At 61.3% G+C, this 17,595-nt stretch carries 16 protein-coding genes and 1 tRNA gene; 10 read left to right on the top strand and 7 right to left on the bottom strand.

Annotated features, from left to right (window positions below):
• Positions 1–103: 103 nt before the first annotated feature.
• The 5 genes from glp to FHT28_RS07260 are packed head-to-tail and all read right to left on the bottom strand — an operon-like array spanning position 104 to position 5,604.
• Positions 104–1,342, bottom strand: a complete 1,239-nt coding sequence (gene glp, locus FHT28_RS07280; RefSeq protein WP_168595851.1) for a gephyrin-like molybdotransferase Glp — start codon at positions 1,340–1,342, stop codon at positions 104–106.
• Positions 1,343–1,345: 3 nt separating this feature from the next.
• A complete protein-coding gene (gene moaC / locus FHT28_RS07275; protein WP_037202178.1) occupies positions 1,346–1,840 on the bottom strand; it encodes a cyclic pyranopterin monophosphate synthase MoaC in 495 nt (164 codons plus the stop codon).
• Position 1,841: 1 nt separating this feature from the next.
• Positions 1,842–2,657, bottom strand: coding sequence for an indole-3-glycerol phosphate synthase TrpC (gene trpC, locus FHT28_RS07270; protein ID WP_113118615.1), 816 nt, complete (start codon positions 2,655–2,657; stop codon positions 1,842–1,844).
• Between the two features lie 12 nt (positions 2,658–2,669).
• Positions 2,670–3,686 (bottom strand): anthranilate phosphoribosyltransferase, encoded by a 1,017-nt coding sequence (trpD, locus tag FHT28_RS07265; protein WP_037202175.1) that lies wholly within the window; start codon positions 3,684–3,686, stop codon positions 2,670–2,672.
• 25 nt (positions 3,687–3,711) lie between these two features.
• On the bottom strand, positions 3,712–5,604 hold the full coding sequence (locus FHT28_RS07260; protein ID WP_037202173.1) for a peptidylprolyl isomerase: 1,893 nt from the start codon (positions 5,602–5,604) through the stop codon (positions 3,712–3,714).
• A gap of 181 nt (positions 5,605–5,785) precedes the next feature.
• On the opposite strand from FHT28_RS07260, the gene FHT28_RS07255 reads away from it, so the two are divergent.
• The 4 genes from FHT28_RS07255 to FHT28_RS07240 all read left to right on the top strand — a co-directional run bounded on the left by FHT28_RS07255 (position 5,786) and on the right by FHT28_RS07240 (position 9,588).
• A complete protein-coding gene (locus tag FHT28_RS07255; protein ID WP_047556730.1) occupies positions 5,786–6,067 on the top strand; it encodes a hypothetical protein in 282 nt (93 codons plus the stop codon).
• Positions 6,068–6,367: 300 nt separating this feature from the next.
• A complete protein-coding gene (locus tag FHT28_RS07250) occupies positions 6,368–6,832 on the top strand; it encodes a MarR family transcriptional regulator (protein ID WP_037202168.1) in 465 nt (154 codons plus the stop codon).
• On the top strand, positions 6,825–8,051 hold the full coding sequence (locus tag FHT28_RS07245; RefSeq protein ID WP_168595850.1) for an HlyD family secretion protein: 1,227 nt from the start codon (positions 6,825–6,827) through the stop codon (positions 8,049–8,051). Before FHT28_RS07250 ends, FHT28_RS07245 begins: the two co-directional genes overlap by 8 nt.
• Positions 8,044–9,588: a DHA2 family efflux MFS transporter permease subunit gene (locus tag FHT28_RS07240; protein ID WP_113118611.1), complete on the top strand. Its 1,545-nt coding sequence runs from the start codon at positions 8,044–8,046 to the stop codon at positions 9,586–9,588. Before FHT28_RS07245 ends, FHT28_RS07240 begins: the two co-directional genes overlap by 8 nt.
• Before the next feature lie 80 nt (positions 9,589–9,668).
• Here FHT28_RS07240 and FHT28_RS07235 read toward each other — a convergent pair whose 3' ends face one another.
• Positions 9,669–10,265 (bottom strand): DNA-3-methyladenine glycosylase, encoded by a 597-nt coding sequence (locus tag FHT28_RS07235; protein WP_113118610.1) that lies wholly within the window; start codon positions 10,263–10,265, stop codon positions 9,669–9,671.
• Between the two features lie 179 nt (positions 10,266–10,444).
• On the opposite strand from FHT28_RS07235, the gene FHT28_RS07230 reads away from it, so the two are divergent.
• Positions 10,445–10,534, top strand: a tRNA-Ser gene (locus FHT28_RS07230).
• An 86-nt stretch (positions 10,535–10,620) separates the two neighbouring features.
• On the opposite strand, the gene FHT28_RS07225 is transcribed toward FHT28_RS07230, so the two are convergent.
• The gene (locus FHT28_RS07225; RefSeq protein ID WP_037202158.1) at positions 10,621–11,340 is read right to left on the bottom strand and encodes an SDR family NAD(P)-dependent oxidoreductase; all 720 of its coding nucleotides are present in this window, start codon (positions 11,338–11,340) and stop codon (positions 10,621–10,623) included.
• Between the two features lie 134 nt (positions 11,341–11,474).
• Here FHT28_RS07225 and FHT28_RS07220 point away from each other — a divergent pair, with 134 nt between their 5' ends.
• The 5 genes from FHT28_RS07220 to FHT28_RS07200 all read left to right on the top strand — a co-directional run bounded on the left by FHT28_RS07220 (position 11,475) and on the right by FHT28_RS07200 (position 17,523).
• Positions 11,475–12,404: a LysR family transcriptional regulator gene (locus FHT28_RS07220; protein WP_168595849.1), complete on the top strand. Its 930-nt coding sequence runs from the start codon at positions 11,475–11,477 to the stop codon at positions 12,402–12,404.
• An 803-nt stretch (positions 12,405–13,207) separates the two neighbouring features.
• Complete coding sequence (locus tag FHT28_RS07215) at positions 13,208–14,377, top strand: septal ring lytic transglycosylase RlpA family protein (RefSeq protein WP_168595848.1); 1,170 nt, start codon at positions 13,208–13,210, stop codon at positions 14,375–14,377.
• A gap of 130 nt (positions 14,378–14,507) precedes the next feature.
• A complete protein-coding gene (locus tag FHT28_RS07210) occupies positions 14,508–15,659 on the top strand; it encodes a D-alanyl-D-alanine carboxypeptidase family protein (RefSeq protein WP_244655151.1) in 1,152 nt (383 codons plus the stop codon).
• 152 nt (positions 15,660–15,811) lie between these two features.
• Positions 15,812–16,495, top strand: coding sequence for a dTMP kinase (gene tmk / locus FHT28_RS07205; RefSeq protein WP_168595847.1), 684 nt, complete (start codon positions 15,812–15,814; stop codon positions 16,493–16,495).
• The gene (locus tag FHT28_RS07200; protein WP_047638123.1) at positions 16,492–17,523 is read left to right on the top strand and encodes a DNA polymerase III subunit delta'; all 1,032 of its coding nucleotides are present in this window, start codon (positions 16,492–16,494) and stop codon (positions 17,521–17,523) included. The genes tmk and FHT28_RS07200 overlap by 4 nt, the downstream gene beginning before the upstream one ends.
• Positions 17,524–17,595 lie beyond the last annotated feature (72 nt).

Below are 17,595 nucleotides of genomic sequence, written 5' to 3'. Positions count from 1 at the left end.
CGAAGATCATTTGAAAGAGGTCGAGTCATCAGATGCTGGCCTCCACTCCAGCCAACATCTTGAATCACAAATCAACCAAAAACGGAATCCCTTCCCGATTCAGCTAAAAGCAGAAACGCTCTAGCAGGTCCGGCCGTAGTACTATGACTGGGCAGGGCGAGCCGACGGCAAGTTCCGGCGCATGCGGCGGGCGAACGACAAGGCAATCGGCGCGCGAAAAGACCTTCATCATCGAAGAATCCTGCCTGGAGAAAGGCTCGACGAGCCAGCCGCCGTCGGCAGTCTTCGTCAGGGTTGCGCGCATATAATCCTGGCGCTGATCGTTCGCCGCAAAGGGGACGGCCGCCTTCGCGACGCCGTCGCGCTTCACCGGCGGCAAGGACGCGAGCTTGCGGATCAAGGGTTCGAGAAACAGCAACCCGCAAACCAGGCTGGAGACGGGATTGCCCGGCAGACCGAGGACATGGGTTTCGCCGAGACTGCCGACCATCAGAGGTTTGCCGGGGCGCATGGCAATGCGCCAGAAATCGAGCTGCATGCCGGCGGCGATCATGGTCGCTTGCACGAGGTCATGATCGCCGACAGAGGCGCCGCCGAGCGTGATGATGATATCGGCCTTCGCGACCCGCGCGCGGCCGATCGCGGCGGTGATTTCATCGCTATCGTCAGGAACAATGCCGAGATCCAGCACATGGGCGCCGGCATTGCGTGCCAGCGCCGCAATGCCGAACGTGTTCGACGCAACGATCTGCGAAGCACCCGGCTCGCTGCCGGGCACCACCAGCTCGTCGCCGGTCGCAAGGATTGCAACCAGAGGCCGGCGATAGACATCCAGCGCCGGATGATTCATGGCGGCGGCAACGGTAAGCCGGGAGAAATCCATCACGGTGCCGGCGGACAGCACGACTTCATCCTCGAGGAAATCCTGGCCACGCGGGCGTATATGCTGCCCCTGGCGGATTGGATAGGTGGTGCGAATGCGATCGCCTTCCAGGCGTCCAGCATCCTCCTGGAGGAGCACCGAATCGGCTCCCGCCGGTACCGGCGCGCCGGTGAAGATGCGTACAGTCTCGCCCTTGCCGACTGTTCCTTCGAAGGCATGGCCAGCGGCAGAAGCGCCGATAATCTGCAGTTCCGAGCCGGGCGTTGCCGCATCCTCGAAACGGAGGGCATAGCCATCCATAGCAGAGGCATCGAAGGGCGGCTGCGTCAGGCGCGCTGCCAGATCCCTGGCCAACACCCTACCGACCGCCATATCGAGCGGAACGCTTTCGAAACGATGAAGCGGCGTCGCACTGTTCAGCAGGCGCGCTTGTGCTTCGGCAACGGGTAACAGGCTCATGCGTCAGGCCCCCGGATGGCGGAAATCCCCCGATTTGCCGCCGGATTTTTCCAATAGCATTATGCCGCCGATTTCCATGCTTCGGTCGGCGGCCTTGGCCATATCGTAGATCGTCAGGCAAGCGACGGAGACCGCCGTCAGCGCCTCCATCTCGACGCCGGTGCGGCCAGTGAGCTTTGCCGTCGCGGTGACGCGCAGGCCGGGCAGGGCGGCGTCCTCGGCGATATCGACCGCCACCTTCGTCAGCATCAGCGGATGACACAGCGGAATGAGATTGGACGTCTGCTTGGCTGCCATGATGCCGGCGAGCCGCGCCGTACCGATGACATCGCCCTTCTTGGCGTTGCCATCGCGGATCAGCGCCAACGTCTCCGGCTTCATCCTGACATAACCGCCAGCGGTGGCGCTGCGCGCCGTTTCGGCCTTGTCGCCAACATCGACCATATGCGCTTCGCCCGAGGCGTCGATATGGGTGAGGCCCGTTTTCTCGGTGCTCATTTTACTCGGCCGCCAGAACGCCGGTCTCGCCGTTCAGCAGCAGTCGCGTCGCCGCCGTGACATCGTCCTTGCGCATCAGGCTTTCGCCGACGAGGAAGGTGGTGATACCGACGGCTTCGAGGCGCTTGCAATCGGCATGGGTGAAGACACCGCTCTCGCCGACCAACAGGCGACCCTCCGGCACCATGGCCGACAACGCTTCGCTGACCGTGAGGCTGACCTCGAAGGTACGCAGATTGCGGTTGTTGATGCCGATCAGCGGCGAAGACAGCTTCAGCGCCCGTTCCATCTCTTCGGCATCATGAACCTCGACAAGCACGTCCATGCCAAGGCCGAAAGCTTCGTCCTGCAATCGCTGCGCGTCGTCGTCGGAGAGCGAGGCCATGATCAGCAGGATGCAGTCGGCGCCCCAGGCGCGGGCTTCCTGCACCTGATAGGTATCGAACATGAAATCCTTGCGCAGTGCCGGCAAGGAGCAGGCGGCGCGCGCAGCCGTCAGGAATTCGGGAGCGCCCTGGAAGCTCGGCGTATCCGTCAGTACCGAGAGGCAGGCAGCACCACCCGCCTCATAGGCCTTGGCGAGGGCAGGCGGGTCGAAGTCTGGGCGGATCAGTCCTTTCGACGGGCTTGCCTTCTTGATTTCGGCAATCAGACCAAAAACGCCTGCGCTCTGCTTGGCGAGAAGTGCCTTGTGGAAGCCGCGCGGCGCGGACTGACCTGCCTGCATAGCCTTGAGATCGGCAAGGGGAACCTTGGCCTTGGCCGCGGCGATTTCCTCGCGCTTGTAGGCTTCGATCTTCTGAAGGATATCGGTCATGACGTCCTGAACCTATTCTTCCTCGTTGGAGACGGCGATCAGCTTGTCCAGCGCCGCCGCGGTCGCGCCGCTGTCGAGCGACTGAGCCGCGAGCTTCATGCCATCATGAAGCGTTTCCGCCTTGCCGGCAATGACAAGCGATGCGGCTGCATTGGCAAGAGCAATGTCGCGATAGGCGTTTTTCGCACCGCTGAGCACATCTCGGAGCGCTGCAGCGTTGGCGATGCCATCGCCGCCCTTGAGGTCGGCAAGATCGGCATGCGCCAGACCGAAATCGGCCGGCGTCAGCTCGAAGGTACGGATCTTGCCGTCTTCAAGTGCTGCGACCGAGGTTGCTCCGGTCGTGGTGATCTCGTCCAAGCCATTGCCGTGCACGACCCAAACGCTTTCGGCATTCAGGTCCCTCAGCACCTCGGCAAGCGGTACGACCCATTGCGGCGCAAAGACGCCGAGCAGCTGACGGCGCGCACCGGCCGGGTTCGACAACGGGCCTAACAGGTTGAAGATCGTGCGCGTGCCCAACTCGACGCGGGACGGGCCGACATGACGCATCGACGAATGGTGCAATTGCGCGAACATGAAGCCTATGCCGGCTTCACGAATGCAGCGGGCAATCACCTCGGGACCGATATCGAGCTTGATGCCGAGCACCGACTGCGTGTCGGCCGTGCCGGCCTTGGAGCTCTGGGCACGGTTGCCGTGCTTTGCCACCGGCACGCCTGCGCCGGCGACGATGAATGCCGCCAGCGTCGAGATGTTGTAGGTGCCAACGCCATCGCCGCCCGTGCCGACGATATCGATGGCGTCAGCTGGCGCTTCCACCGACAGCATCTTGGCGCGCATCGTGGTGACGGCGCCGACGATCTCGTCGACCGTTTCGCCGCGGACACGCAGCGCCATCAGGAAAGCGCCGATCTGCGACGGCGTCGCTTCGCCCGACATCAGGATCTCGAATGCCTGCCGGGCTTCGTCTCGTGTCAGCGCCTCACGATTGGCGACCTTGGCGAGGAAAGGTTTCAGTTCGGCCATTGGTTATCCATCCTCCCGACCGGGCCTAGCGGGACATCGCCTGCTCGGCGAGGCTCTGATTGACCGTGACGGCGTATTTGGACTGCAGCTGGCTGACCATCTGGTCGAGGATGTCGTCGCCGGCGGCATTGGCGATCTGAGCGATCTGCTGATCGTCATTGCTCAGGGCATCGGTCGTCGGGTTGTCGTTGACATCGGTGACCTTGAGCAGGATCTGCGTCGCGTCATCTGCGCCGACGGCACTGGCGGCCGTATCGACAGGGCCGGAGAAGGCGGCGGCGATGCCGCCACGGCCGAGAACCGGATCATCCGTCGAGCGCATGATGTTGGCCTTGCTTTCCACGGCGATGCCGAGCGGTGCAGCGATATCGGCAAGCGACTTGCCCTTCTGCACCTCCTGCTTCAGCTCGGTTGCCTTGGCGGCAAGCGCGATCTTCTGCTGCGCGGCAGTCCAGTCGGCAACGGCCTTTTCCCGGACGTCGGCGAGCGAACGATCATGATCGGGTGTGATGCCAAGTATGTCGTACCAGACATAGCCGTCGTTGCCGACCGTCAGCGGCGCGGGATTGCCGCCCTGGTCGGCCTTGAAGACCTCCGAGAGCAGTTGCTGTTTTGCCGGCAGATCCTTGACCTCGTTGCCGGACTGATCGAGGCCGGTCGCATCGATCGAATCGATCGCGACCGTCTTCAGCTTCAGCTGCGTTGCAGCCTCCTGCAGCGAGACGCCGGATCCGCGCAGATCCTCGAACTTGTCATGGACGCTGGTGATTTCATTGGCGGCATTGCTGAGCGCAATCTGCTTGCGGATGTCTTCCTTGACGTCGTCGAAGTTCTTCGCCGTTTCGGCCTTCACGTTGGTGACACGCAGAATGACCGGGCCGAACGAACCGTCGACGACGGGTGTCGTGCCGCCATCCTTGGCGACGGCGAAGGCGGCTTCGGCAATCGTCTTGTCCGGAACCTGATCCTTCGTGAACGTGCCGAGCAGCACGTCGGAAGGCTTCTTGCCCTGATCGGAAACCAGCTGATCGAAGGTCGTGCCGGTCTTCAGCGCGTCGGCGGCCGCAGTGGCCAGATCCTTGTTGGCGAAGGTCAGCTGTTCGATCGTGCGCGTTGCCGGCGTCGTGTAGCTGTCCTTGCGCTTGTCGAACTCGGCGCGCACCTCGTCGTCCGACACACTCGCCGCATCGGCGAGATCCTCTGCCTGCAATTTCACATAGGAGAACTTCCGATATTCGGGAGCGCGGTACTTCGACTTCACACCCTCGAACCATTTGGACAACACGTCGTCGGCCGGTGCCTTGACGGGGTCGATGTTGGCGTTGGTGAGCAGCAGGTAATCGATGCTGCGGTGCTCGTCGTGATACTGCTTGACGGCATCGACCAGAACCTTCGGAGCGACGAAGCCGTTCGACACCGCTTCGACGATCTGGCCGCGGACCGCAACCTTACTGCGCTCCTTGATGTAGTCGTCGGGCGAGATGTTGCTGTTGCGCAGAAGCATCTCGAATTTCTGCCGGTCGAAAGCGCCGTTCGGCGCCTTGAAGGCCGGATCGTCGCCGATCAGCTGCGCGAGCTTGTCCTGGGAAAGGCCGAGGCTCATATCGGCGGCAAGCTGATCGAGCGAAGCGCCGGCAACGAGCTGTGCCACGGTTTGCTGTCCGATACCGAAGGCGCGGGCCTGTTCCGGCGTGATCTGCATGCGCAATTGCTGGCTGATGGCCTGAATCTGGCGGCGATAGGCGAGGCGGAATTCATTGGTATCGATGTGCTGGTCGCCCACGGTCACCACGGTATTACTGTTGCCGCCGGTGATGAGCGAACGTTCGACGCCCCATACACCGAAGGCTGCCGCCAGAAGAAGCAACAAGCCCTTGGCAAGCCAGGTCTGGGCGATTTTTCTCAGCACGTCGAACATTGGAAAGCAAACCTCGTCATAAATACGTCTTCGCCCGTAGGCGAAACAATCGAAGTTCCTTAGAACAATCCGAACCGGAATTGAAGAGCCAGAGGGGAAATCACCCGACGAGGCGCCAAGGTGCCGGAACCTTTGACGAGCCGTGACGTTTTAATCAACAAAGAAACACAAGGAGCACACGATGGCAGAGACGAAATCAGCTTCCGCCCAGTCCTCTTCAGCCCGAGCGCAGACTGAAACGGCAGTGGAAGATTTGGCGGCACAGGTCGCCGCTCTCCGCGAAGATTTATCGAGGCTGTCGCAGAGCCTGGCTGCCGTCGGGCAAGGAGCGACGTCCGTCGTCGCGGAGGAGGCCCAGGAGATCACAGAGCAGTTACGCGAAAGAGTTCGCGAGGAGCCGATTTTCATGGTCGCTGCCGCAGCCGGCATCGGCTACCTTATCGGTCTTCTCAGTCGCCGCTAGCCTATGCTGAACCCCTGACGGATAGGACGGGCCCACGCGCCCATCCAGCTTGCGAAACTGCCGAAAAGGCGCGGACGAATCGTCTGCGCCTTTTCGATTTTGGGCATCGATCGGCAGGTGAACCTCGACTTTCATCGTCTCTTGCCGGGCCCGCGAAGGGAGTGCGACATCTTTGCGACACCCCCGCGACATCTTCGACCATCCCTATTTCTTGATCGCCCACCCTCTTGTATCGCGTGGGCGCTTACTATAGGTGTCGGTAATTATAAGGTTGCTTATGAGTAGCAGGCTTCTTATGCCATGAACACACTACCCACCCTCGGCTTTCTCCTCCATGACGTTGCGCGGCTTCTTCGGAAGCGGTTCGAGCAGCGCGCGAAGGATTTGGGACTGACGCGATCACAATGGCAAACGCTTGCCTATCTCGCGAACAATGAAGGTATTCATCAGGCCGGACTGGCGGAGATGCTGGAGATCGAACCGATCACCCTGGTTCGCATTCTCGACAAGCTTAGCGAGCGCGGTCTGGTGGAGCGCCGGCAACATCCGAGCGATCGGCGGAGCTGGCTCCTTTACATGCGCGAGGAGGCCCGGCCACTGATCGATACCATGCGCAGCATAGGCGACCAAACACGCAAGGAAGCGCTCGACGGAACCTCGCAGGAGGATAACGAGCGCCTTTATGAGTTGCTCACCCTCATGAAATCGAACCTGCTTCACGTCTGCCGCTCGAAGGCAGCCGACAAAGAGATACAACATGGCTGACGCATCCTCTTCGCTCCGCGTACCCGCAAACGCAAATTCCACAGAACAGATTCAAGCCCCTGTGGCCGAGGCACCATCTCCAAACCCGACATCGCCGCCTGCAGCGGTTGCCGCGGCAAGCCCCGTCACGCCTCCCGAAAAGCCGCGCAAGCGCCGCAGCCCGACGCGGCCGATCCTGTTTGCGCTGCTCCCCGTCGCCCTCGTCATCGGTGGCTATTATTACGTCACCGGCGGACAGATCATGTCCACGGACAATGCCTATATCCAGGCTGACATGGTCGGCGTTTCCACCGACGTCTCCGGCATGGTGATATCGGTCGATGTGCATGAGAACGAGGTCGTGAAGAAGGGGCAGGTGCTTTTCCGCCTCAAGCCCGATTCGTTCCGTATCGCGCTCGAGGGCGCGCAGGCGCAGCTCGGCAACGCCAGAAACCAGATCCTGAACCTGCAGGCGAGCTACAAGCAATCCGTGGCCGAGATCGCCCAGGCGCAGGCCGACATTCCCTACTACCAGACGGAGCTCGAGCGTCAGCAGAATTTGATCAACAGTTCGGTTGCCTCCGAGTCGGCCTATGACCAGGCCAAGCACAATCTCGAAGCTGCCCAGCAGAAGGTCTCGGTTGCCCAGGCACAAGCTGCCGCGACCCTCGCACAATTGGGTGGTGATGGCACTGCCGATCTGCCTCCCGAGCAGAACCCGCTCTACCTGCAGGCCAAGGCTGCGGTCGACAATGCGCAGCGCGAGCTCGACGACACTGTGGTACGGGCGCCTTTCGACGGCGTCACCGCCAATGTTCCCTCGCTGCAGGTCGGCGCCTACCTGACGGCTGCGCAGCAGGGCTTCTCGTTGGTTTCCACCACGCATATGTGGATCAACGCCAGCCCGAAGGAAACCGAGCTGACCTATGTACGGACCGGCCAGAAAGTCGACATCTCGGTCGACACCTATCCGGGCGTAACCTGGAAGGGCACCGTCGCCAGCATCGCACCGGCATCCGGCTCGAGCTTCTCACTGCTGCCCGCACAGAACACGACAGGCAACTGGGTGAAGGTCGTGCAGCGCATACCGATGATCATCAGCATCGACGATATGGAGGGCAAACCTCCGCTGCGCGTCGGGATGAGCGTCGTCGCCGGCGTCGATACCGGCCATGCCCGCGGCCTGCCCGACTTCGTCAGCAATCTGCTGGGCCATTCGCGCGGTCAGGACCATGAGTAACGCCACTACCGCTCCGCCGTCAGCGCCCATCGCCAATCGCGGCGCGATCACCGCCTGCGTCATCCTTGCTGTCATCATGCAGGCGCTGGACACCACCATCGCCAACGTCGCGCTGCCACATATCCAGGGCGACGTCTCTGCCAGCGCCGACCAGATCAACTGGGTGCTGACGTCTTATATCGTCGCAGCGGCGATCATGACGCCGCCCTCCGGCTTCCTGTCTGCAAAGTTCGGCCGCAAGCGCGTGCTGCTGGTGGCGATCGCCGGTTTCGTCGCCGCTTCGGTCCTCTGCGGCCTCTCTGAATCCCTGGCGCAGATCGTCGGGTTCCGCCTGTTGCAGGGCCTGTTCGGCGCGGCGCTGGTGCCGCTGTCGCAGGGCATTCTGCTCGATATCTACAATGTCGAGGAGCGCGGCCGCGCCATGGCGCTGTTCGGCGTCTCGGTGATGGTCGGCCCCGTGCTCGGTCCCGTGATCGGCGGCTGGCTGACCGACAATATCAGCTGGCGCTGGGTGTTCTACATCAACGTGCCGATCGGCGCGCTCGCCTTCTTCGGCATCGTCGTCTATGTCACCGAGACCAAGCTGGACACGTTCGCCAAACTCGATTGGTTCGGATTCGGCATGCTCTCGCTCGGTATTGCCGCGCTGCAATTGTTTCTCGATCGTGGCGAGCAGCTCGACTGGTTCTATTCGGGCGAGATCATCGTCGAGGCGCTCGTCTGCGCCTGCGCCTTCTATCTCTTCATCGTGCATATGTTCACGGCTGAGCGAAGTTTCGTGAACCCGAGGCTCTTCCTCGATCAAAACTTTGCCGTCAGCATGCTGTTCATCTTCATCGTCGGCGTGACCTATCTGGCCTCGCTCGCCCTGATGACGCCCTATCTGCAGACGCTGATGGGCTATCCCGTCGTCACCGCCGGTATCGTCATGGGACCGCGCGGCCTCGGCACAATGTTCTGCATGTTCCTTGTGGGACGGCTGATCGGCAAGGTGGATACGCGCTTCTTGCTGTTCATCGGTCTCGCTTTGACCGCGTGGGCCATGTACGAGATGACAGGCTGGACACCGGATGTCTCGCAGGAAACCATCATCTCCGTCGGCTTCGTCCAGGGCGCCGGCCTCGGCTTCCTGTTCGTGCCGTTGACGACGATCGCTTTCGCGACGCTGCCGGCACAGATGCGCGGTGAGGGCACAGGCCTTTACAACCTCTCGCGCAATATCGGCTCCAGCGTCGGCATTTCAGTCGTCTCGATGCTGATCACGGAAAATACACAGGTCAACCACGCGAACATCGCCGCCTATGTAACGCCGTTCAACCGCCATTTCGATGCGACGGCGGCCCAGGGAATCAGTCCCTTGACAGCTGTGGGACGCGCCACGCTCGACAGCATGATCACCACGCAGGCGACGATCATCGCCTACATCGATGACTTCAAGCTGCTGATGCTGATGTCGATCTGCGCCATACCGCTGCTGGTGCTCCTGCGCAAGCCAAAGGCGCCACCGGCCGTCGATCATAGCGTTGCCATGGAATAAGATAGCCGCGCAGTCTTCCAGTTCGCTGCGTGGCCGCATGGGCCGCCGGGCACCACCCCGGCGGCCTTTTTATTGCAACATCAGGGAAAACGACGACTGACGAAGCGCGAACCCGCCGCGCCGAACCGCCAGGGCGCATCGACATTCCTGGTGATTCCAATGCGTTTGCCGGAAGCGACGGTAACGGGTTCCGCCAAGGAAATAGCGAAAGGCGCCGCATCCAGCGACAGGCCATTCAGGCCGATGTCGATGGCCATCGCCTGCGAGAGCTTTCCCGGCCCGTTGCATAGCGACACGATATCGGCAATGCCGCGCCGCCGTATCATTTCCTCTATGCCGTTCTCCGGCTCCAGCGCCCGAATAAGCACGGCGCTTCCAGTAAGGCAGACGAAATTCAGACACCAGTGAATGCCATAGGAGCGATAGACATAGACATGGCCGGCCGGACCGAACATCGCCGCATTGCGCGGCGTTGGACCGCGATAGGCGTGGGAAGCCTCGTCATCAGGCCGATAGGCCTCGGTCTCGACGATACGACCTCCGATGCCGGCAACCGTGAACCGCGTTCCGATCAGATCGGATGCGACGCCAACGGCATCGCGGCCAAAGAAGGCTGCAAGGGCAGGGCCGACCAGGGGCTTGGGACCGAGCGACAGAGATTGATCGTCAGAGGTCATGGGCGAGGGCGATGTCCTTCCGGATAGTCGATGGCGAATCTTTCGCACAAGCAACGGCGTCATGGAATCTTTTTCGCGTGGCCGGTGGCTGCGGATGCACAGCGGCCCAGTTGACGCTTCGGCCCGAATAGCTGTAAAGCCAGCCAACCACTTTTGCTAGGCGTCGAGCCGTAGCGACAGGAAGAGTGTCCGAGTGGTTTAAGGAACCGGTCTTGAAAACCGGCGTGCGGGAAACCGTACCGTGGGTTCGAATCCCACCTCTTCCGCCAAATCTATGGCCTCCGATCACGGTAGAATGCACTGTCACCTTAATTCCAGCGATAGAATATATTCAGAAATGCTGCGCCGGTGACGTTCACCAAGGAACGGTTTTCCCCATACGATCGAGGTATTCGAGACCGGGTCTGCCCCGCTTCGTGAGAAGCACCTCCACGATACTGGGAATAGCCTCTTCCATGCTGAGTGGCGCGTTCGGACCGCCCAGTGCCGTGCGGATCCAGCCCGGAGCCATCAGCACCAAGGCGCGCGGCTCGCTTGCATGGCGCGCAGCGTAGCTTCGCATATACTGGTTCAGCGCCGACTTGCTGCCGCGATAGACTTCAAACCCACCGTTCGTGTTGTTGGCGATGCTGCCCTGTCCTGACGACATGACGCCGATGAGGCCATCTGCGGGGACAAGATCCTGCAGCGCCTCGACGCTACGCATGGGGCCAAGTGCATTCGTGACCATCACGCGGATGAACTCCTCGGTGGATACCTCGGCGATGGTCTCGTTGGGATTCGCATTGGCGGTGCCGGCGTTCACGAACAGGATGTCGAACACCCGGCCCGACAAGCGAGCACGAAGTGCCGCTATCTGCTCCGGTTCGCAGATGTCGACGGTCTCGACCTCGACGCGGCCCGGGTTCTCGTCGGCCAGGTCATGCAGCTCAGTTCGGCCTTCGACCGGGCGCGTCGTGCCGACGACGTTCCACCCCTTTTTCAGGAGCTCGGCGGCCATGGCGTGTCCGAGGCCACGCGATGCGCCGATGAGAAGAATCGTGCCTGCGATGTCGTGTGAAATGGTTGATGACATAGGGGCTATCTTTCGTTGTGCGGTGTCGGCAGCGAATATGAGCGCCTCATTGGATTGACGCCAGACGCACAGGATGCACATTGTTGTTGCGTCAGGCGCTATGTTGTGGGCGTCAAGTGATGTAGGTTGCGGTTGTGGACAATCTCGACCTGAACCTGCTTCCGGCGCTCGACGCACTGCTGACCGAGGTTAGCGTGACCGGCGCTGCGCGCCGTCTCGGCCTCAGTCCTTCCGCCATGAGCCGGACCCTCGCACGGCTCCGGTCCGCCACGGGCGACCCGCTGCTTGTGCGCGCCGGGCGCGGACTTGTCCCAACGCCCCGCGCCGCCGAGTTGCGCGATCGGGTTCACGAGCTTGCTCGCGAAGCTCGAGCCGTTCTCAGCCCGCAGGCTGGCCAATTTGAAATCGCCACGCTGGAGCGGACCTTCGCCATTTGCGCCAACGAGGGCTTTATCGCGCTGTTCTCTGCTCCCCTGGTGGCCGCTATTGCCGACGCGGCGCCAAGTATCCGCCTGCGATTCGCACCTAAACCTGTCAAGGATGCCGCGCCGCTCCGGGAGGGGCAGATCGATCTTGAAATTGGCGTTCTCGGAGAGTTTGCGCCGGAGGTGCGTACTCACTTCCTCTTCCGCGACAAATTCCTGGGTGTAGTCAGGGATGGACATCCTTTGCTGAAGGGTCCCGTAACACCCGAGCGCTATGCGGCGTCCAGGCATATCGCGGCGTCGCGAAAGGGGAGTTTTACGGGGCCAGTCGATGATGCCCTGGAGAAACTCGGTCTCAGCCGGGAGGTCATCGCTGTCGTGCCCGGATTCCCGGACGCCTTGCGCATCGCGCGCCAATCTGACCTGGTCGCGCTTGTGCCGCGCTCGTGTCTCGGAAATGGCCTGGTCGGCACCGAACCGTTCAGCCAGGGCTTGGTGAGCTTCGAGCTTCCCGTCGCTACGCCAGAAATCCTAATATCGGCGATGTGGCATCCCCGCATGGATGCCGATCCAGCCCATCACTGGTTCCGCAATACGGTGGTGGGAGTGTGCCGGAGGGCAGTGCCGTTACTTTCATAAAAGTTGGCGCCATCCGCTTCTTCGGCGAGGAGATCAGACGACTGCCGGTGAGTCGGTCTCCGCAGGACGAACACCATCATTATCCGTGGTAGGGTAGGGAACGGCGGAGCAATCCATAGGCGTCAGAAAGCTATGGAACAAGTTAGGTGGCTATAGAGTAGACATAGTGCCATCTTCTTCGTTCGTGGCCCGTCAGTCATCATTGACAAAAACTAAGCTTGTCTTATTGCTAGGGCGCTTCAGTCGGATTTGACCCCTGACCTGGCAAATGTGGCCTAGTCGTCTCCAGCGGCTAGGCCACTTCAATTCCAGCGTTTTGAAACGGCTCAGCGTCGCCTCATCCAATAGCGCGGCATTCGTCTTTACGAATCTTTCGGTTTCAAAGCGTGGGCCATCGATACCGAGGCGCTGAAGGTCGGCGACGTCTATCACCACGAAACACTGATGCGCCGCGATACAGTTTCCTGAACTGGGCCTTCGCTTCTTGTCAAAGGCACATCTCTGACGGCCACAATTTGCTCTGATCTGTCCCGATCCGGGACCCTTGATGAAGACAGAGGGAAGACCAGCTGTTCGAGCGGTTTGCCGTCTTGCCCGGTACTTCAGGCAAATCCTATTTTACCGCAGATTAACCATGATCTTCGGTATTTCCCCAGTGCGCTCAATTTGCATCGCAAAATCGACAAACTCTAATCATGATTAAAGTACCGTTAGGTGATTGAGGCGTAGCTGGATACCGGAATGAGGGATGTACCGGTTATAGCAGACCTCCGTCAGAATTATTGAGTAGCGGCGTGGGACAGATGAAATTCGAAAATCGTGCGGTGACATACGCAACGGGTATGCGTTGGTTTGCTCTCTCACTGATGTGCGCAACCATCACGGCCTGTGGAACGTCTCAGAAGGTTGCCTCGACGCGCCAGCACGGCAAGGAATATTTCTCCGAGAAGGAATATGGCGTAAAGGCCAGTCCGCGGGTTGTCGCCAACGGGCCTGTTCCCAAGGGCGGCGGCCGCTTCATGGTCGGCAATCCGTATCAGGTGAAGGGCAAGTGGTACTATCCCAAGGAAGACTACGGCTATAACAAGGTCGGTATCGCTTCCTGGTACGGCTCGGCGTTTCACGGCCGCCTGACCGCCAATGGCGAAGTTTACGACCAACAATCGCTGACCGCTGCGCATCCAACTTTCCCGCTGCCGAGCTATGCGCGCGTCACCAATGTCGAAACTGGCTCCTCCATCATCGTTCGCGTCAACGATCGCGGCCCCTATCATCCCGGCCGCATCATCGATCTTTCCAACAAGACGGCGCAGATGCTCGATCTCCAGCACAGCGGCACCGGCGACGTGCGCGTGCAATATGTCGGCCGCGCCCGCATGGACGGCCACGACGACCCCTATTTGATGGCCTCATACATCCCCAAGGGTTCGCGCCTGCCTAGCATCAATCCCGGCGGCCAGATCGCAACGGGCGTGATGGTTGCCTCGAATGTCAGAATGACCGCCGACCAGCTGCCGGATTCGGATAATCCCGTCCGCGTCGGCCGCCAGCAGCGCAGCTTCGATCGCGCGCCGTCGATCGCCCCCATTCCGCGCCAGTCTCCCTATTCGGCCACGGCTTTCGCCGGCTCGACGCCGGACACGGCCTACAACGGCAACAAGCGCAACAATCCGCCGCCGATGACCTGGAACGGCGGCGCGATGCCGTCTGCCGAGCCTTCCGAGCCCGTCATGGTCGTTCTGCCGCTGATCGGACCGATCCCTTACGAACGTCCGGATTTCGCTCCGGGCATGGCAAGCATCAACGATCCGTCGATCGGTTCGATGGTCGCCGCCTATCAGAATGCCCCGGTCAAGACTGTCTATGTCGATCTTGCTTTCGACGCCGTCATGGTTCGCAACGACGGACTGACGCAGGAGTCGATCCTCTCGGCCTATCGCCGCCAGCATCAAGGCACGACGCAGGTTGATTGATCGGCGTCATTGCCTGAATCTTCACCCGTCACTAAAATAAAGGTGCCGGTGGTCGGATTGAGGGGACGGTATGCCAAAGCGCTTGATTCTTTTGTTCCTTTTTCTCCTGGGCATCGGCAATGTGGCAGCCATGGCGCAGCCGGCCGTTCCGGGCGCGTTCGATACGAAAGCCGCCCAGGCATTCATGATCGAGGCCTCTACGGGCACCATTCTCCTTGCGAAAAATGAGGACCAACCGATTTCGCCGGCTTCGCTTGCGAAGCTCATGACTCTGGACGTCGTCTTCGATGCTATTGGGCGAGGGGAGATCTCGCTCGATACGGAATATCCCGTCTCGGAAAACGCCTGGCGAACGGGCGGCGCGCCATCGCGTGCGTCGACGATGTTTGCCGCACTGAAGTCGCGTGTGCGGGTCGGCGACCTCATTCAGGGCGTCGCCGTGCAGCAGGCCAATGATGGCTGCATCGTTCTGGCGGAAGGGATTTCGGTGAGCGAACGCGAGTTTGCCCGGCGCATGACGTCGCGTGCGCGGGAGCTCGGCATGACGCGGGCTGTCTTTACCAACTCCACCGGTTTGCCTGACGCCAACGACCCCAACGGCGGCGGCAAGGTCTCGCTGCGGGAACTGGTGGCCCTGGCGCAGGATCTCCAGCAGAAGCATCAGGATCTCTACAAATATTTCGGCCAGGCGGATTTTACCTGGAACAAGATATATCAGCGCAACAAGAACCCGTTGCTGCTGCTCAATATCGGCGTCGACGGCCTTGGGCTGGGCTTTACCGAAGGCGAGGGCTTTTCGATCGTCGCCTCGGTGCAGCGCGACGGCCGCCGGCTGTTCCTGGCGCTTGGCGGCCTGAAGAACGACAAGGAGCGGACAGAAGAGACCCGTCGTGTGCTCGAATGGGGCCTCAGCAATTTCAAGAGCCAGCGCATTTTCGCCGACGGGGAAGTGATCGGCGATGCCAGCGTCTATGGCGGCGCGCAATCGACGGTGGGGCTGCTGGCCAAGACGCCCGTCGATGTCTACGTGCCGGTCGACACGCCTGACCGTCTGTCCGCGCGAATCGTCTACCGCTGGCCGCTGACGGCACCCGTGGCCGGGGACTATGAAGCCGGGACGCTTCGTGTGTTCCTGGGCGCGCGACTGGTGCGCGAATTGCCGCTTTACACAAAGGAATCAGTCGCTCAAGGCACGCTCAGCCGTCGCGCCTTCGATGCCTTCATGGAATTGACCGAATCCCTGCTATTCTCCTGGCTCTGGGACAAGCCTTTGCCGACCTGACGGGTTGCATGGCTCGCGAAATCCCTGTTCACACCCCATATAGAATGGCGGGCGCCGATACATGCACGGTTCCACCCCGGCATGTCTTGGGTTAAACAAGAGACGTATCGCGTGCCGAGCGGACGGCAGGCGAAAAGTGCAGGACATGATCATTGGCTGATGCAAACGGATTATTCGTAAGCTTCGAAGGCGGGGAAGGGGCCGGGAAATCCACCCAGATCCGCCGGTTGGCCGAACGGTTGCGCGAGCTCGGCCACGACGTGCTGGTCACGCGCGAGCCGGGCGGCTCTCCGGGTGCCGAAGCCGTCCGCCATGTATTGCTCTCCGGGGCCGCCGAGATGTTCGGCACGCGCATGGAGGCCATCCTCTTTGCCGCTGCGCGCAACGATCATGTCGAGGAAGTCATTCGCCCGGCGCTGGCGCGCGGCACCATCGTCCTTTGCGATCGTTTCATGGACTCGTCGCGCGTCTATCAGGGCGTAACCGGCAATCTCGAAGCCGATTATATCGAGGCGTTGCAAAGGGTTGCCGTCAATGGCGTTATTCCCGATTGCACGCTGATCCTCGACATTCCCGCCGAGATCGGGCTTGAGCGCGCGCGCAAGCGCGCCTCTGCCGTCACAGCGCCGGATCGCTTCGAAAAGGAAGAGATGCAGACCCATGAGAAACGCCGGGAGGCCTTTCTCGATATCGCCGCGCGCGAACCGGATCGCTGCCACGTCGTCGACGCGCTCCGCTCGGAAGACGAGATTGCCGAGGACGTCGCCGCGATCGTCGACAGGCGGCTCGGGCCCGCCACCAATATCTCTTCTGCGAGATCGGAAGCGGCGCAATGAGCGAGGAACGGCCCGGCGTTCTCGACGGCGCGATCCCTCCACAGGACAATCCCAGGCTCTTCGGCCATGAGGAGGCGGAAGCCTTCCTGGCGCAATCCTATCGCTCCGGCAAGGGTCATCATGCCGTGCTGATCGAGGGACCCGAGGGGATAGGCAAGGCGACGCTCGCCTTTCGTTTCGCCAATCATGTCCTGTCCCATCCCGACCCGGCATCCGCGCCCGAGACGATCGGAGATCCCGATCCGTCCTCGGCCATCAGCCGTCAGATTTCCGGCGGGGCATCCCACAATCTGCTGCATCTCTCCCGTCCCATCGACGACAAGACCGGCAAGGTGAAATCCGCAATCACGGTGGATGAGGTGCGTCGCGCCGGAAAGTTCTTTTCGCAGACCTCCGGCACCGGCAACTGGCGGATCGTCATCATCGATCCAGCCGACGACCTCAACCGCAACGCCGCCAACGCCATCCTGAAAATTCTCGAGGAGCCGCCGAAGCGGGCGCTGTTCCTCGTCCTGTCGCATGCGCCGGGCAGGCTTCTGCCGACGATCCGTTCGCGTTGCCTGCCATTGAAACTCGCGCCGCTCGGAGACGAGGCCTTGCGCCTAGCGCTCGAAAATCTCGGCGTGCCGGCCGGGAAGGGGAGTGAATTGCTCCCGGCAGCCAAGGGCAGCGTCAGCGAGGCGCTCAAGCTGCTGAACTATGGCGGCGGAGACATCATCGATGCCTATCGGCAGGTTCTCTCGGCGGATGGACCGGCGGCCCGCAAGGCGATGCACCGCCTAGCCGATGCGCTTTCGGGCAAGGACAGCGACACGATCTTCGGCTTCTTCATATCCCATATCGGCGATGATATCGCAGACCGCGCAAGGGCCGCCGCACTTGGCGGATATATCGGCACGGCGGAGAGATTGGCCCGTCTCCACTCCGAGACCACCGAACGGCTCAATATCTCGCAGGCCTACAATCTCGATCGCAAGCAGACGCTCATTACCGTCTTGGGCGAGCTCAAACAACAGCTTTCGGCCTAGATCGACTGCGAAATTCCGGACGAAAAACCGCGTGCGGCCCGAAGCGGACGCCGTAAGACGTCCGAGGTTGCT

The sequence above is a fragment of the Rhizobium sp. SG570 genome, from assembly GCF_012275345.1.
In the GTDB taxonomy this organism is placed as follows: Bacteria; Pseudomonadota; Alphaproteobacteria; order Rhizobiales; family Rhizobiaceae; genus Rhizobium; species Rhizobium lusitanum.
Note: the sequence above shows the minus strand (reverse complement) of the source record. Positions and strands in the feature narration are given on the sequence as shown.

Coding starts and splice junctions, on each gene's coding strand:
- glp (WP_168595851.1), bottom strand. CDS start 1,342: ATGAGCCTGTTACCCGTTGCCGAAGCACAAGCGCGCCTGCTGAACAGT.
- moaC (WP_037202178.1), bottom strand. CDS start 1,840: ATGAGCACCGAGAAAACGGGCCTCACCCATATCGACGCCTCGGGCGAA.
- trpC (WP_113118615.1), bottom strand. CDS start 2,657: ATGACCGATATCCTTCAGAAGATCGAAGCCTACAAGCGCGAGGAAATC.
- trpD (WP_037202175.1), bottom strand. CDS start 3,686: ATGGCCGAACTGAAACCTTTCCTCGCCAAGGTCGCCAATCGTGAGGCG.
- FHT28_RS07260 (WP_037202173.1), bottom strand. CDS start 5,604: ATGTTCGACGTGCTGAGAAAAATCGCCCAGACCTGGCTTGCCAAGGGC.
- FHT28_RS07255 (WP_047556730.1), top strand. CDS start 5,786: ATGGCAGAGACGAAATCAGCTTCCGCCCAGTCCTCTTCAGCCCGAGCG.
- FHT28_RS07250 (WP_037202168.1), top strand. CDS start 6,368: ATGAACACACTACCCACCCTCGGCTTTCTCCTCCATGACGTTGCGCGG.
- FHT28_RS07245 (WP_168595850.1), top strand. CDS start 6,825: ATGGCTGACGCATCCTCTTCGCTCCGCGTACCCGCAAACGCAAATTCC.
- FHT28_RS07240 (WP_113118611.1), top strand. CDS start 8,044: ATGAGTAACGCCACTACCGCTCCGCCGTCAGCGCCCATCGCCAATCGC.
- FHT28_RS07235 (WP_113118610.1), bottom strand. CDS start 10,265: ATGACCTCTGACGATCAATCTCTGTCGCTCGGTCCCAAGCCCCTGGTC.
- FHT28_RS07225 (WP_037202158.1), bottom strand. CDS start 11,340: ATGTCATCAACCATTTCACACGACATCGCAGGCACGATTCTTCTCATC.
- FHT28_RS07215 (WP_168595848.1), top strand. CDS start 13,208: ATGAAATTCGAAAATCGTGCGGTGACATACGCAACGGGTATGCGTTGG.
- FHT28_RS07210 (WP_244655151.1), top strand. CDS start 14,508: ATGGCGCAGCCGGCCGTTCCGGGCGCGTTCGATACGAAAGCCGCCCAG.
- FHT28_RS07200 (WP_047638123.1), top strand. CDS start 16,492: ATGAGCGAGGAACGGCCCGGCGTTCTCGACGGCGCGATCCCTCCACAG.